Genomic DNA, 14,280 nt, shown 5'->3' with positions numbered 1-14,280 from the left:
TTGGTTAATAGTTTTGCGCTAGTCCATACGATCCTTATAGTCCTGATAGGTGTACTCACGGAGTAGCTCTACGGAGCCATCGGAGCGTAGGAGGGCGATGCTGGGGTGCGCTACCCCGTTGAACATCGTGGTCTTGACCGTAGTATAGTGGAGCATGTCCTCGAAGATGATCTGCTCGCCCAGCTCTAGGGGGTGATCGAACTCCCAGTAGCCGATGAAGTCACCACTCAGGCAGCTGTTTCCCCCGATACGATAGCTGTGCTGGTCGGGGCGATACTCATCCATCGTACGAGCGCCACGGATAGCGGGCTTGTAGGGCATCTCGAGGCAGTCAGGCATGTGGCAGGTGAAGGAGACATCGACGATCGCCGTACGTATCCCGTGGTGCTCGACGATATCCACGACCGAAGAGGTCAGGAAGCCTGTCTGCCAGCCGAAGGCACTGCCCGGCTCAAGGATGAGGTCAAGGTTCGGGTAGCGCTCCTTGAAGGATCGGAGCACACGGATGAGGCGCTCGACATCATAGCCCTGACGGGTCATCAGATGACCGCCCCCCATGTTGAGCCAGCGGAGCTGAGGGAGGAAGTGGCCGAAGCTTTGCTCGATGATCTCAAGGGTCTTCTCTAGGTCTTCCGCCGAACCTTCGCAGAGCGAATGGAAGTGGAAGCCCTCGATCCCCTCGGGGAGCGCCTTGAGTTCGCTTGCGGGCACACCGAAGCGAGAGCCTGGAGCGCAGGGATTATAGAGGTCGGTCTCTACAGCCGAATACTCGGGATTGATACGTAGCCCGAAGGACACGCTCCCATCCCGAGGCATCAGCGGACGCAGGTGCTCGACCTGACTCAGTGAGTTGAAGGTCACATGCGAGCTATAGCTCAGGATCGTGGGGAACTCCTCTCGGGTATAGGCAGGACTAAACGTGTGTGCCTTAGCACCCATTTCTTCGAAGGCGAGTCGAGCCTCCCAGACGGAACTCGCCGTGCTGTAGGGGACATACTCGCGGATGATGGGGAAGGTACGCCAGAGGGCATACGCCTTGAAGGCCAAGATGATCTCTACACCGGCTCGGCGAGCTACGTCACGAATGAGGGTAAGGTTCCGCCGAAGCAGGTCTTCCTCGAGGATGTAGCAGGGGGAAGGGAGGGAGGTCTTATTCATCGTTGTCAATACTTATGCTATGTATATAATATCTGTAAGGTGCAAAGATAGTGAATATCGCCGTTTACGCCCGCCGCGACACAGCTCACAGCTTATAATGCCTACGCACTGAGAGGAGTAGAGAAATACCCAGCAAACCCGCACAGCACTTCCTCCATCCGTGCGAGTAATTCTGTGCGAAACACTATGGTGATACCTTCATCTACGCACGTGGATTTTAAATCTCTGCACGCAAATCCTACAGACTACGTACGTAGATCTATGGACTATACACGTAGATCAAGGATTTCCACTACGACTCCGTGGCTTTTACTCTGGGAGAAGGCAAGTTTATCTCGCCTCGGACACAGCTTTTCCTCCGCAAGGCAAAGCCTTATGCTGAGAATATCTATCTTTGCATGCAAATTGTCCGTGGTGTGTCCATACGTAAAGGGTGCGCCCGACAGCTCATCAATAGAGAATACATACCTAATAATATATATGGGCGCGCCCAAAGCTAAACAGTCCTCGACCCTGCGCTATGCACGGCTCCTCAGCTTCCTAAGCATCACCTTCACCCTCTTTATGCTCGGGGCTCTCGGCCTCGTCTATGTCCTGGAGCAGGGCCTAAGCAAGGAGGTACGCGAACGTATATCCTTCTCCGTAGAGCTATCCGGTGAGCCTGGCGCTAACACCGAGGCGACGCTCAGTGAGCTTCGTGCCCTCCCCTACGTCCGCTCCGTCGAGCTCATCACTGCCGACAGCGCAGCCAAGAGCCTAACGGAGGTCCTCGGCGAAGACCCCACGAAGATCCTGGGCTACAACCCCCTACAGCCCATGGCTAAGGTCTACCTCAAGAGCGAGTACACCGAGCCCGATAGCCTCAAGAAAATCATCGCCACTAATCCCTTGCTGCAGAACGCTGAGGGTCTTGAGGAGCAGCAGAGCCAGTGGGCCTCTGCGTCAAGCAACCTCCAGACCATCCGCTTCGTCCTCTGGATCTTCCTCGGCATCAACCTGCTGGTGAGCTTCCTGCAGATCACGACCGCTACGGGGCTGGTCATCTACTCGCAGCGCATGCGTATCCGCACGCTCTCGCTCATCGGTGCTACGGCGGGCTTCATCGGCCGTCCCTTCATCCGTCGTGCTATCCTCGAGGGCTTCGTCGGTGCGCTGCTTGCACTCGCCCTGCTTGGCGGACTCCTCTATGGTGCTGAGCAGGCCTTCGGCTACCGCATCCTCAGCCTCTGCCCCAGCGTACCCCTCCTCGGGGTCATCATCGCTATCCCCTTAGTCGGGGTATGCGTCAGCTTCGTCTCCTCGTGGCGTGCTACCCGCCGCTACATCCATATGGAAGAGGGTAAGATCCACTTGATCTAAGCCTCCCCGATCCCTGTCATCCCGATACGATTAGTATAAAGCATGCTGTACAGCAAGAAGAATTACCTCCTGATGGCGCTCTCGGCGCTCTTCATCCTCGTAGGCTTCATCCTGATGTCTGGTGGGCAGAGCGAAGACCCTACGGCCTTCAGCCCCGAGATCTTCAGTAGCCGCCGCATCGTCGTGGCGCCCATCGTCTGCCTCATCGGCTTCTGCCTCATGGTCTATGCCATCCTGGTGAAGCCCGCCGCTCGCCCCATAGAGAAGAAAGAGGAGGAGAAAGCCTAATGACCATCTTACAAAGCATCATCCTGGCCCTCGTCGAGGGACTCACGGAGTTCCTCCCCGTCTCCTCCACAGGGCACATGATCCTCACCGAGGGCATCCTCGGTATGGAGAGCACGGCTTATCTCAAGGCCTTCACGGTGATGATCCAGTTTGGCGCGATCCTCTCGGTCGTCGTCTACTACTTCCGCCGCTTCCTTCCCTTCCCCATCTTTGGGCTGAAGCCCGACCCCACGACGAGCCTCGGTGGCTGGCGTCTCTATGGTCTGATGATCATCGGCTGTATCCCAGCGGCTATCCTCGGTGCCCTCTTCAACGATACCATCGATGACCTCCTCGGCAATACCTGGGTCGTGCTCACGATGCTCTTCCTCGGGGGGATCTTGATGATCTACTTCGATCGCATCTTCACGAACAAAACCGAGCGCAAGGTCACGACACAGAATGCCTTCATCATCGGGCTCTTCCAGTGCCTGGCGATGGTACCTGGCGTCTCACGCTCGATGGCTACGATCTTCGGGGGCATGCAGCAGGGCTTGACACGCCGTCAGGCAGCTGAGTTCTCATTCTTCCTCGCAGTCCCCACGATGTTCGGCGCCACCCTACTCAAGGGCTACAAGCTGTACAAGGAGCTGGGCATGGGTGTCTTCGAAGAGAACTGGCAGACGCTCCTCATCGGGAATGTCGTAGCCTTCCTTGTGGCACTGCTGGCGATCAAGTTCTTCATCAGCTTCGTCACGAAGTACGGCTTCCGCGCCTTCGGTTACTACCGCATCATCCTCTCGGTCGGTATAGCTATCGCACTGCTCCTCGGGGCCAACATCTCCCTCGGATAGTAGATGGAGAAGCTGGACCTCATCGCGGGGGCAACAATTGCCCTAGACAAGCCTCTGACATGGAGCTCCTTCAGCCTGGTCAATAAGTTCCGCTGCGAAGCCTGCCGCTACCTCGGCATCAAGAAGCTCAAGGTAGGACACGCAGGTACACTCGACCCACTCGCCACCGGCGTGATGATCCTCTGCACCGGCAAGCATACCAAGCGTATCGACGAGCTACAGGCTGGGCGCAAGGAGTATATCGCAGACATCCGCCTCGGGCAGACGACCCCGACCTTCGACATGGAGACGGAGCCTGATGCCTTCTTCCCCACAGAGCATATCACCCGCGAGGCCGTCGAAGAGGCTCTCAAGGGCTTCATCGGCACCATCGAGCAGGTGCCTCCCGCCTTCTCAGCTGTCAAGGTCGACGGCCGCCGTGCCTACGACTTAGCCCGCAAGGGACGGGACTTCGAGCTCAAGGCTAAGACCCTCGTCATCGATGAGATCGAGCTGCTCGACTACGCCCTCCCCCAGATCCAGATCCGTGTGGTCTGCAGCAAGGGAACCTACATCCGCGCACTGGCTCGCGACATCGGTACGGCCCTCGGCTCGGGTGGCCACCTCACCGACCTCCGCCGCACCCGTGTCGGAGATTACCGCATCGAGGACTGCTACCGCGTCGAGGATATCCAAGCCTTCCTCCGCGAGTACGTCGCCCTCCCCACAGAAGAAACAGAACCCTCCAACCCATAGCCCCTACGAGATAGACAATGAAGGATACTAAGCTAAGTCACTTCGAGATCGAGATCCCCGAAACGCTCATCGCCAAGAAGCCCGCCACCTTCCGCGACGAGTCGCGCCTGATGGTACTGCACCGCTCCACGGGTGAGATCGAGCATCGCCACTTCAAGGACATCCTGGACTACTTCAGCAAGGATGACGTCTTCGTCTTCAACGATACGAAGGTCTTCCCCGCCCGCATGTATGGCAACAAGGAGAAGACTGGCGCTCAGATTGAGGTCTTCCTCCTGCGCGAACTCAACCCCGCCTTCAAGCTCTGGGACGTCGTCGTCGACCCCGCTCGTAAGATCCGTATCGGCAATAAGCTCTACTTCGGGAAGAACGACGAGCTGGTAGCCGAAGTCATCGACAACACCACCTCACGTGGTCGTACGCTGCGCTTCCTCTTTGACGGCTCACAAGAGGAGTTCCGTGAGCTCCTGCACGCCATGGGTGAGACGCCTCTGCCCAAGTACATGAACCGCAGCCCCAACAGTGAAGATGCCCAGCGCTATCAGTCACTCTTCGCGAAGAACGAAGGCGCTGTCGTAGGGCCTGCTGCCAGCTTCCACTTCAGCCGTGAGCTCCTCCTGCGTATGGAGATCAAAGATATCCGCAAGGCCTTCATCACCGTCCACAACGGGCAGGGCAACTACCGCGAGATCGACGTCGAGGACCTCACCAAGTACAAGATGGAGAGCGAGCAGATGATCATCCCAGAGGAAGCCTGCACCATCGTCAACGCTGCCAGCGCCGCAGGGCAGAACATCTGTGCCGTCGGCACCTCCGTACTCCGCGCTATGGAGACGGCATCAGGTACACAGCGTCACCTCAAGGCCTTCGACGGCTGGACGAGCAAGTTCATCTTCCCCCCCTACGACTTCAACGTCCCCAATGCTCTGGTGACGAACTTCCATATGTCGAAGTCCATCCTGCTGATGATGACGGCAGCCTTCGGGGGCTACGAAGAGACCATGCGCGCCTACTCCATCGCTATTAAGGAGAAGTACCGCTTCGGTGCTTACGGTGACGCTATGCTCATCATCGACTAATCAGACGGAAGCGCCTCATGCCTCAGCTGTACCTCTCTCTCGGTAGCAACGAGGGTGATCGTGAAGCACTCCTACATCAAGCCATAGATGCCATCGACCACCTCATCGGGCCGGTCGGTGGCATCGCTACATTCATCGAGACGGAGCCATGGGGCTTCGAGAGCCCCCACCCCTTCCTCAATACCGCGCTCGTACTCACCACATCACTCTCCCCACTGGAGGTACTCGACCGCACCCAAGAGATCGAGCGGCAGCTCGGTCGTCAGCGCAAGAGCGTGGCAGGGCACTACCACGATCGCCCCATAGATATCGATCTACTCTTCTATGACGATCTCATCCTTGAGAGTGAGCGCTTGACCCTCCCCCATCCGCTCCTCACAGAGCGACTATTCGTGCTGGAGCCCCTTTGTGAGATCGCTCCAGAGTTTATTCATCCCCTCTTAGGCCGCTCCATCGAAGAGCTCTATACCGAGCTTCGCAGTCGCCTAAGCTAACCACTACCCCAAGCCTAACTTATGATCCTAATCTTCGGAGGTACGACCGAGGGCCGCATCGTCAGCTCCGTCCTCGACGAGTCCGGCAAAGAATACTATTACTCCACCAAGGGTGCCTTCCAAGAGGTAGACCTCGTCCACGGCGAGCGTGTCTCGGGCGCCATGACACATGAGGTCATGCGTGACTTCATCCGCGAGAAGGATATCCACCTCGTCGTCGACGCCGCCCATCCCTTCGCCGCCGTCCTCCACAAGACCATCGGAGAGGTGACAGCTGAGCTCAGCATCCCCGTCCTCCGCTACGAACGCAAGTACAGCGAGCGCACGGGGAAGGTCATCGAATGCGAGAGCTATGAGGAGATGATCAAGAAGCTGGAGGCACAGCCCTGCCACAGGCTTCTTGCTCTGACGGGCGTGAATACCATCGCCCCACTTAAGCCCTTCTGGGAGAAGCATGAGAGCTTCTTCCGTATCCTCGATCGAGATGACTCGAAGGAGAAGGCCAAGGCTGCGGGGTTCCCCTTCAGCCATATACGTTACTTCCATGAGGGCGAAGATCAGGCGCTCTTCGACGAGATACAGCCCGACGCTGTGATCACGAAGGAGAGTGGCGAGAGTGGCTTCTTCGAGGAGAAGATCGCTCCAGCCCTCGCCGCTGGTGTGCCCGTCTACATGATCACCCGCCCTGCACTCCCCGAGCACTACGAATATGTCTACGGCCCTGTAGGCCTGCGTAAGGCTGTCGAGCGCCTCTGCCCCGACTTCTTCCCGCTGAAGACGGGCTTCACCACAGGAAGCACCGCGACGGCAGCGACAGCAGCCGCCCTGCATGCCCTCCTCCACGAGGGGGAGGTACTGACAGAGGCTGCTATCCTCCTTCCCTCGGGTGAAGAGGTGAAGCTCCCCGTAGAGCGTGTAGAGAAGACCGAGCTGGGCTACAAGGCCATGGCACGCAAGTACTCGGGCGATGACCCCGATGTCACACACCTCACCGAGATCTGCTCTGAGGTCGTCCTCACCACGGAGCATGAGGGCATCCGCTTCCTCCAGGGCGAGGGTGTCGGTGTCGTCACACTCCCTGGGCTGGGACTGGAGATCGGAGGCCCTGCGATCAATAAGACACCACGCGCGATGATGGAGACGATCGTCCGTCGTCACTACCCTACTGGAGGCGTCGATATCACCGTCAGCATCCCCGCAGGAAGAGAGCTGGCCCCGAAGACCTTCAACCCCCGTCTCGGTATCAGGGACGGGATCTCCGTCGTCGGCACCTCGGGTGTCGTCAAGCCCTTCTCGTCAGAAGCCTTCGTGGCCTCCATCGTTCGCCAAGCCGATGTCGCCGTAGCTCTCGGAGCAGATACCATCGTCATCAACTCGGGAGCCAAGAGTGAGAAGTACCTCAAGAGTGCCTTCCCCGAGCTACCCTTCCAGTCCTTCGTGCAGTACGGCAACTTCATCGGAGAGACCCTCGAGAAGCTCGCCCTACTCTCCATCCCCAAGATCTACATGGGGATCATGCTCGGCAAGGCGGTCAAGCTCGCCGAAGGCAACCTCGACACGCATAGCCGCAAGGTAGTCATGAACAAGGACTTCATGCACCAGATGGCTAATGATGCTGGCTGTAGCGAAGCCGCTCATACCCTCATCGACATCCTGACGCTGGCCCGCGAGCTGTGGACGGGACTCACCCCGGACGACCTTGAGCGCTTCATGCTCCGAGTCCTCGACGCCTGCTACGAAGCAGCTGCGAAGCTCGTCCCCAAGAGCGAGCTCTCTCTGCTTCTCATCGATGACGACGGCAATATCCGCTACACCTATCCTCACGACTTCTTAGATAAGAGATAGAGAGACTATCCTATGGAACTACTACTCAAACGAGCCTATGAACCTGCCGAAGCAACCGACGGCTACCGCGTACTCGTCGATCGTCTCTGGCCTCGTGGCCTCAGTAAAGAGCGAGCGCATCTGGACGAATGGGCTAAGGACTTAGCTCCCTCGACGGAGCTTCGCCAGTGGTTTGGTCACGATCCAGCCCGCTGGGAGGAGTTCGCCCGTGACTATCGTACCGAGCTGGAGGGCTCGACTGCGCCCGCAGAATTCCTCGCTCATCACAAGGATGAGGAGCGCATCACCCTCGTCTATGCAGCGCACGACGAAGCTCACTGCCACCCACTCGTCTTGCGTGCCTACCTCGAGGATCTCCTATCACATCTGTAATCCATCTCTATGGTCTACCCCATCCTCATCTTCACGCTTCCCCTTCTCCTCGGCTTCCTGATGGATCGGGCACTGGGAGATCCGATGCACCTTGGCCACCCCATCGTATTCTTTGGCCGCCTCATTGGCCTCGGAGAAAAGCATCTGAATCATGGGACGTCACGCCGACTCAAGGGCTTCCTCTACAACGGGAGCTTAGTCTGCTTTACCTTCTTCCTCCCGCTCCTCACCTTTGCCTTCCTCCTGATAGGTGCTGCGATCAACTACTATCTGGGAGACCTCTACTTCGGGCACTTCCTCCTCCTAACCATTGCACTACCCTCTACGATCTGCATCTTCTACATGCTCTCGGGTAAGACACTGGTTACGGAGGTGAAGGGAGTCTTCTCCGCACTCTCCGTCTCGCTGGAGGCTGGGCGTAAGCAGGTCGGACGCATCGTCGGGAGAGACACAGGCGCGCTATCTGCCCAGGAGATCCGCACAGCAGCTCTGGAGACACTCGCCGAGAACCTCAGCGACGGCGTCGTAGGCCCTATGCTATCCTGGAGCTTCTTCGGCACACCTGGCATACTCACCTATAAGATGATCAATACGCAGGACTCGATGGTTGGCTACCTCAATGAGCGCTATCGTGCCTATGGCTTCTTCTCCGCCAAGCTCGATGATCTGGTGAACCTCATCCCCTCGCGTACAACGGCTATACTGATGCTCATCGCAGCAGGGCGGCTGGATCTCCTTCGCAAGACCTTCCAGCACGGCAAGCGCCATCTCAGCCCCAACTCAGGTTATCCCGAGGCAGCACTGGCACTCGTCCTCGGCTGTCGCTTCGGCGGGCCTCACGACTACTTCGGCGAAGTCGTCGACAAGCCCTATATCGGTGAGGTCGGGCGCGAACTAAGCGACGAAGATCTGCAGCGTGCTGTACAGATCACCCAGCGTACGGAGTGGCTGGCCCTCGGTCTATCACTTCTCTTGCGCCTCCTCCTCATCATGCTCATCATCTGGTACCTTTAGTACCTCGCGATCATCTATTAATGAATACGACGAAACAGCATACTCTCGCAGCCCACCTCAGCCTCCTGGGAGCTGCCGTGTGCTGGGGGCTCATGGCTCCACTCGGGAAGGATGCTCTCCTACATGGTATAAGCGGCATCACCCTCGTCTCCTGCCGTGTATTAGGCGGAGCTATCCTCTTCTGGATCGCCTCACTCTTTGCCCCACGGGAGCGCGTAGCGAAGCGAGATAAGCTCCTCTTCGTCGGCGCAGCTGTCTTCGGACTTGTGTGCAATCAGTGCTGCTTCACCATCGGGCTCAGCCTCACCAGCCCAGTGAATGCTGGTATCGTGACTACGACGATGCCGATCTTTGCCCTCATCCTCTCGGCACTGATCCTCAAAGAGCCCATTACCCGCAAGAAGGCACTGGGTGTAGCTCTCGGCTGCTGCGGCGCGCTCCTACTCATCTGGACCAGCATACAAGCCTCAGGCTCCTCGCTCCAGCTGGGTGATATACGCGGTGATCTACTCTGCGTCGCTGGGCAGGTGTCCTACGCGCTCTACCTCACGATCTTCGGGAAGCTTGCGAAGAAGTACTCCGTCTTCACGGTGAATAAGTGGATGTTCCTCTGGGCTACCCTCCTTCTACTCCCCTTCACGGCGAGCGAAGCCCTACAGACAGATGTTGCATCCCTCTCAATGCGCACCCTCCTGGAGGTCGGCTACGTAGTCTTCTTCGGTACCTTCGTCAGCTACCTACTGATGATCAATGGGCAGCGCACACTCCGCCCGACCGTCGTGAGCATGTACAACTATATGCAGCCGCTGGTAGCTGTCGTAGTAAGCGTCACGCTGGGTCTGGCAGTCTTCACGCTCACGCATGCCCTTGCCGTAGCACTCATCTTCAGCGGGGTGTGGCTGGTCGCCATCTCGCGATCAAGGCAGAAAGGCTAAGGGTCATCCTGCCATCTCCGAGAGAGGCTCTACGACACAGAGCCCGTAAGCACAAAAAGTTAGCCCCCACATCCTACCGGAGGATGTGGGGGCTAACTTTTATATTCTAAGGAATCCGCGGAGGATTACTTGCGACGCTTAGCAGGAGCCTTCTTCGTCGTGGTCTTCTGAGCAGGCTGTGCAGCGGGCTCTTCGACTACGGGAGTGGCCTTGTTGACGGTGAGGTCAAGACCCTGAAGGAGATCCGTGATATCGGGCAGCGTAGCACCATCTACGTTGAGCGTGCCAGCTTCGATAGCATTGTGCTTGTCGGTCATCTTGAGCTGGTAGTAGATGCTGCTGAGCATAGCCTTGATGTTGTCAGGGCGCGTCTTGTAAGCGATCTCGAGTGCAGGTACTGCAGCACGGAGGAGGTCATCAGCCGTCTTGGCCATAGCAGCCGTGACATTCGTGTTCTCGTAGATCTTAGCAGCAGCCGTGTAGAGGCCAGCACCGAGGTAGACGACAGCGTTAGCGTTGTTGGCATCAGCCTTAGCAGCCTTGTAGTACCACTGGAGAGCTTCCTTGAGATCCTTTTCTTCTGCGAGCGAACCCTTGACGAGGAGAGCCGTAGCATCATTAGGATTAGCAGCGATACGATCGTCGAGGACCTTGTTAGCCTCAGCGTCCTTACCTGCCTTCTGGTAGGCGGTGACGAGGTTCACGAGGAAGTAAGGCTCTTCAGGAGAAGCCTTGACAGCTTCGATGAGGACAGGGATAGCACCTGCTGTGTCCTGCTTAGCGAAGTAAGCAGAGATGACCCACTGATGGATATCCTTGGGGTTGAGAGCGAAGGAGCCGAAGCGGTTGTAGAGGGAGATGACGCGGTCATAGTCCTTGAGCGAGCTGGCAGCACCGATAGCATAGTAGGCTGCGTTCATCGCGTTGGAGTCGATAGCAGCGACATCCTTGTCTTCAGCGAAGAGAGGAGCCTTCTTCACATCGAGGAACTTCTCAAGCGCGTCGACGCCCTCAGCGTACTTGTTGCTCTGGAGGAACCAAGCGCCCCCGTTGAAGAGCTGGAGGTAGTCGTTGTGCAGGACTTCCTGGAGCTTCTTCGTGTACTTGAGGTTGACCTTACCCTTATCGTTGGGCTGGCTTTCGAGCTCATAGACCTTGAGCCAAGAGGGCACAGAGGCGGTGAGCGCCGTGTACATAGCCGTACGGTCAGCGTTCTGGTCGATAGCAGCCTGCTTGAAACCTTCGGTGTAAGCCTTGTTTTCGATCAGACCAGCTACATACCACGTATAGGGGTCATTCTTCGTCTCATCGTTAGCGAGTGCTTCGGTGATGAGGCGGCGAGCTTCGGCGAGGTCTGGCTTGTCTGAAGAAGCGATCTTCTCAGCAGACTTGACATTAGCAACCTGAGCGAAAGCTCCAGCGGAGGTCAGGAGACCTACGGCGATGGCACAAACTAATTTCTTCATCTTCATTTAGGTGTTAGTGTGTCTTGTTATTGATTGTCTTCGGCGAGGGCTCTGTCAATGAGCTCTTGTGGGAGCTCGCTCTTGGTGCCCTCTTCTTCTCTGATTGGAGTTGCGGATTCGTTTTTGGGGAGAGACTCTGCATCAAAAGCCTCCTCGTCGGAGTCTTCCTCGGAGAGGACCTGGCATACGGAGGCGATCTCATCGCCACGCTTCTTCAGATCAATGATGCGCACGCCCTGCGTAGCACGACCCTGGACGGAGATATCACGAGCATGGACACGGATGGTGATCCCGCTCTTGTTGATGATCATCAGATCGTGCTCATCGGTCACGGGACGGATAGCTACGAGTTCGCCCGTCTTGTCCGTGATGTTGAGGGTTTTCACACCCTTCGTGCCACGGTTCGTCTTGCGGTAGTCTTCTACCACGGAGCGCTTACCATAGCCCTGTTCACTGATGACGAGGATGGTCTCTTCGGTGTCCTGCGCTACGGTGAGCATACCGATGACTTCGTCTCGGCCGTCATCGTCGAGGGTCATACCACGCACCCCAGTAGCATTGCGGCCCATAGCACGGACAGCGGACTCATGGAAGCGTACTGCACGACCGTTGCGATTAGCGATGAGGATCTCGCTCTCACCGTCCGTCAGACCGACACCTACGAGCTGGTCGCCCTCGACGAGGTTGATAGCGATGACCCCATTAGCACGGGGGCGAGAGTAAGCCTCCAGCAGGGTCTTCTTGATCGTACCGCGCTTGGTGCAGAAGATGAGGTAATGCGAGTTCACGAACCCAGTATCACGCGTCAGGTTTTTCACGCGGATGAAGGCATTGACGCGGTCGCCTGCCTCGATATTTAGGAGGTTCTGCAGTGCACGACCCTTGGCATTCTTAGCCCCTTCGGGGATCTCATATACCTTGAGCCAATAGCAACGCCCCATCTGGGTGAAGAGCAGCATCGTCTCGTGCATCGAGGCCGAGTAGATGTACTCGATGAAGTCTTCGTCGCGCGTATCACTACCCTTAGCACCGACACCGCCACGAGCCTGTGAGCGGAATTCGGAGAGCGGAGTACGCTTGATATACCCGTGGTGGGAGATCGTGATGACCATATCGTCATCAGCGTAGAAGTCTTCGGGGTTGAATTCCTCAGCCGTGTAGATGATCTCGCTGCGACGCTCGTCACCATACTTCTCCTTGATCTCAAGGAGCTCTTCACGGATGAGCTGTGCACGCAGCTCCTTGTCAGCGAGGAGGGCCTTCAAGCGCTCGATCTCCTGCATCAGGGCAGCGTACTCTTCCTTCAGCTTCTCACGCTCCAGACCGGTGAGGGCACGCAGACGCATATCCACGATGGCACGCGCCTGGATGAGCGAGAGGGAGAAGCGCTCCATAAGCTTCTCGATAGCTTCCTGAGGCTCACTGGCCGCACGGATGATGCGGATGACCTCGTCGATATTGTCGACAGCGATGATCAAGCCCTCGAGGATGTGGACACGCTCCTCGGCCTTGCGCAGCTCAAACTGCGTACGGCGGTAGACGACATCGTGACGGTGCTCGATGAAGAGCTCGATGAGGTCACGAAGGTTCAGCAGCTGAGGGCGCCCCTTCACGAGCGCAATATTATTGATGCTGAAGGAGCTCTGCAGCGCACTCATCTTGTAGAGCTTGTTCAGCACTACGCCTGAGTTTGCATCACGCTTGATGTCGATGACGATACGGATACCCTTACGGTTCGATTCGTCAGCGATACCAGAGATCCCGTCGATCTTCTTGTCATTGATCAGGTCAGCGATCGCCTTGACCAGCTCGCTCTTATTGACTTGATAAGGGATCTCGGTGACGATGATACGCTCGTGGTTGTTGTGCTCCTCGATCTCGCAGCGGCTGCGGATGACGACACGGCCACGACCGGTCTCGAAGGCTTCACGCACCCCGGCATAGCCGTAGATGATCCCGCCCGTGGGGAAGTCAGGAGCCTTGATATAGTTGATCAGCCCAGCGGCATCAATATCCCCCTTGTGGTCAATGTATGCCACGCAGGCATCGATGGACTCGGAGAGGTTGTGCGGTGCCATGTTCGTAGCCATCCCGACAGCGATACCAGCTGACCCATTGACCAGAAGGTTGGGGAAGCGAGCGGGGAGGACGGTGGGCTCGACAGTAGAGTCGTCGAAGTTATTCTGGAAGTCTACCGTATCCTTGTCGATATCTCGGATCATCTCGCTGGCCAGGCGGTTCAGGCGCGACTCGGTGTAACGCATCGCAGCGGGAGAGTCCCCGTCGATCGACCCGAAGTTCCCCTGCCCCTGGACGAGAGGATAGCGGAGGTTCCAAGGCTGGGCAAGACGTACAAGCGTCCCATAGATAGAGGAGTCCCCGTGTGGGTGGTAGTACTTCATGACCTGCCCGACAGCGCTGGCGCACTTACGGGTGGGCTTATCATAGGTATTCCCATCCTCGTTCATCGCATAGAGTACGCGGCGGTGGACGGGCTTGAAGCCATCACGCACATCGGGTAGAGCACGTGAGACGATGACCGACATAGAGTAGTCTATGTAGGCAGTCTTCATCTCATCCTCGATGTTGATGTCTATAATTCTGTCTTCTCGATCCAGCATTCTTATTTTGAAAAGTAAGTTTAGCCTTGATAGCAACGGGCCAAAAGGCACCTACTACCAAGGCTCTAAGATACTACTTTT

13 protein-coding genes are annotated in these 14,280 nt (G+C 57.2%); 10 read left to right on the top strand and 3 right to left on the bottom strand.

Annotation, left to right across the window (positions count from 1 at the left end; translation table 11 throughout):
* Positions 1-18: 18 nt before the first annotated feature.
* Complete coding sequence (gene nspC, locus HMPREF1121_RS00110) at positions 19-1,158, bottom strand: carboxynorspermidine decarboxylase (RefSeq protein WP_044114142.1); 1,140 nt, start codon at positions 1,156-1,158, stop codon at positions 19-21.
* A 480-nt stretch (positions 1,159-1,638) separates the two neighbouring features.
* Between nspC and HMPREF1121_RS00105 the strand changes: the two genes are divergently transcribed.
* The 10 genes from HMPREF1121_RS00105 to HMPREF1121_RS00060 are packed head-to-tail and all read left to right on the top strand — an operon-like array spanning position 1,639 to position 10,112.
* The gene (locus HMPREF1121_RS00105; RefSeq protein WP_044114141.1) at positions 1,639-2,517 is read left to right on the top strand and encodes a cell division protein FtsX; all 879 of its coding nucleotides are present in this window, start codon (positions 1,639-1,641) and stop codon (positions 2,515-2,517) included.
* Between the two features lie 42 nt (positions 2,518-2,559).
* Positions 2,560-2,805, top strand: coding sequence for a DUF3098 domain-containing protein (locus HMPREF1121_RS00100; protein ID WP_044114140.1), 246 nt, complete (start codon positions 2,560-2,562; stop codon positions 2,803-2,805).
* On the top strand, positions 2,805-3,638 hold the full coding sequence (uppP, locus tag HMPREF1121_RS00095; protein WP_044114139.1) for an undecaprenyl-diphosphatase UppP: 834 nt from the start codon (positions 2,805-2,807) through the stop codon (positions 3,636-3,638). The genes HMPREF1121_RS00100 and uppP overlap by 1 nt, the downstream gene beginning before the upstream one ends.
* A 3-nt stretch (positions 3,639-3,641) precedes the next feature.
* Positions 3,642-4,373 (top strand): tRNA pseudouridine(55) synthase TruB, encoded by a 732-nt coding sequence (gene truB, locus HMPREF1121_RS00090; RefSeq protein WP_044114138.1) that lies wholly within the window; start codon positions 3,642-3,644, stop codon positions 4,371-4,373.
* A gap of 17 nt (positions 4,374-4,390) precedes the next feature.
* Positions 4,391-5,452 carry a tRNA preQ1(34) S-adenosylmethionine ribosyltransferase-isomerase QueA gene (gene queA, locus HMPREF1121_RS00085; RefSeq protein WP_009432327.1) on the top strand — a complete coding sequence of 354 codons (1,062 nt, stop codon included), beginning with the start codon at positions 4,391-4,393 and terminating at the stop codon, positions 5,450-5,452.
* 17 nt (positions 5,453-5,469) lie between these two features.
* Positions 5,470-5,946 carry a 2-amino-4-hydroxy-6-hydroxymethyldihydropteridine diphosphokinase gene (gene folK / locus HMPREF1121_RS00080; RefSeq protein WP_044114137.1) on the top strand — a complete coding sequence of 159 codons (477 nt, stop codon included), beginning with the start codon at positions 5,470-5,472 and terminating at the stop codon, positions 5,944-5,946.
* A 21-nt stretch (positions 5,947-5,967) separates the two neighbouring features.
* Complete coding sequence (gene cbiD, locus HMPREF1121_RS00075; RefSeq protein WP_044114136.1) at positions 5,968-7,791, top strand: cobalt-precorrin-5B (C(1))-methyltransferase CbiD; 1,824 nt, start codon at positions 5,968-5,970, stop codon at positions 7,789-7,791.
* Between the two features lie 12 nt (positions 7,792-7,803).
* A complete protein-coding gene (locus tag HMPREF1121_RS08770; protein WP_044114135.1) occupies positions 7,804-8,163 on the top strand; it encodes a DUF488 domain-containing protein in 360 nt (119 codons plus the stop codon).
* A gap of 9 nt (positions 8,164-8,172) precedes the next feature.
* Positions 8,173-9,177 carry an adenosylcobinamide-phosphate synthase CbiB gene (gene cbiB / locus HMPREF1121_RS00065; RefSeq protein WP_044114134.1) on the top strand — a complete coding sequence of 335 codons (1,005 nt, stop codon included), beginning with the start codon at positions 8,173-8,175 and terminating at the stop codon, positions 9,175-9,177.
* A 20-nt stretch (positions 9,178-9,197) separates the two neighbouring features.
* Positions 9,198-10,112 carry a DMT family transporter gene (locus HMPREF1121_RS00060; RefSeq protein ID WP_044114133.1) on the top strand — a complete coding sequence of 305 codons (915 nt, stop codon included), beginning with the start codon at positions 9,198-9,200 and terminating at the stop codon, positions 10,110-10,112.
* A gap of 125 nt (positions 10,113-10,237) precedes the next feature.
* Here HMPREF1121_RS00060 and HMPREF1121_RS00055 read toward each other — a convergent pair whose 3' ends face one another.
* Positions 10,238-11,578 (bottom strand): tetratricopeptide repeat protein, encoded by a 1,341-nt coding sequence (locus HMPREF1121_RS00055; protein ID WP_232223697.1) that lies wholly within the window; start codon positions 11,576-11,578, stop codon positions 10,238-10,240.
* 26 nt (positions 11,579-11,604) lie between these two features.
* Positions 11,605-14,199 carry a DNA gyrase subunit A gene (gyrA, locus tag HMPREF1121_RS00050; RefSeq protein WP_044114131.1) on the bottom strand — a complete coding sequence of 865 codons (2,595 nt, stop codon included), beginning with the start codon at positions 14,197-14,199 and terminating at the stop codon, positions 11,605-11,607.
* Positions 14,200-14,280: the final 81 nt, after the last annotated feature.

Source organism: Porphyromonas sp. KLE 1280 (genome assembly GCF_000700805.1).
GTDB lineage: Bacteria > Bacteroidota > Bacteroidia > Bacteroidales > Porphyromonadaceae > Porphyromonas > Porphyromonas pasteri.
Note: the sequence above shows the minus strand (reverse complement) of the source record. Positions and strands in the feature narration are given on the sequence as shown.

What these genes read in the sequence shown, in the direction of transcription:
- nspC (WP_044114142.1), bottom strand. Translation starts at nt 1,158, where the DNA reads ATGAATAAGACCTCCCTCCCTTCCCCCTGCTACATCCTCGAGGAAGAC.
- HMPREF1121_RS00105 (WP_044114141.1), top strand. Translation starts at nt 1,639, where the DNA reads ATGGGCGCGCCCAAAGCTAAACAGTCCTCGACCCTGCGCTATGCACGG.
- HMPREF1121_RS00100 (WP_044114140.1), top strand. Translation starts at nt 2,560, where the DNA reads ATGCTGTACAGCAAGAAGAATTACCTCCTGATGGCGCTCTCGGCGCTC.
- uppP (WP_044114139.1), top strand. Translation starts at nt 2,805, where the DNA reads ATGACCATCTTACAAAGCATCATCCTGGCCCTCGTCGAGGGACTCACG.
- truB (WP_044114138.1), top strand. Translation starts at nt 3,642, where the DNA reads ATGGAGAAGCTGGACCTCATCGCGGGGGCAACAATTGCCCTAGACAAG.
- queA (WP_009432327.1), top strand. Translation starts at nt 4,391, where the DNA reads ATGAAGGATACTAAGCTAAGTCACTTCGAGATCGAGATCCCCGAAACG.
- folK (WP_044114137.1), top strand. Translation starts at nt 5,470, where the DNA reads ATGCCTCAGCTGTACCTCTCTCTCGGTAGCAACGAGGGTGATCGTGAA.
- cbiD (WP_044114136.1), top strand. Translation starts at nt 5,968, where the DNA reads ATGATCCTAATCTTCGGAGGTACGACCGAGGGCCGCATCGTCAGCTCC.
- HMPREF1121_RS08770 (WP_044114135.1), top strand. Translation starts at nt 7,804, where the DNA reads ATGGAACTACTACTCAAACGAGCCTATGAACCTGCCGAAGCAACCGAC.
- cbiB (WP_044114134.1), top strand. Translation starts at nt 8,173, where the DNA reads ATGGTCTACCCCATCCTCATCTTCACGCTTCCCCTTCTCCTCGGCTTC.
- HMPREF1121_RS00060 (WP_044114133.1), top strand. Translation starts at nt 9,198, where the DNA reads ATGAATACGACGAAACAGCATACTCTCGCAGCCCACCTCAGCCTCCTG.
- HMPREF1121_RS00055 (WP_232223697.1), bottom strand. Translation starts at nt 11,578, where the DNA reads ATGAAGAAATTAGTTTGTGCCATCGCCGTAGGTCTCCTGACCTCCGCT.
- gyrA (WP_044114131.1), bottom strand. Translation starts at nt 14,199, where the DNA reads ATGCTGGATCGAGAAGACAGAATTATAGACATCAACATCGAGGATGAG.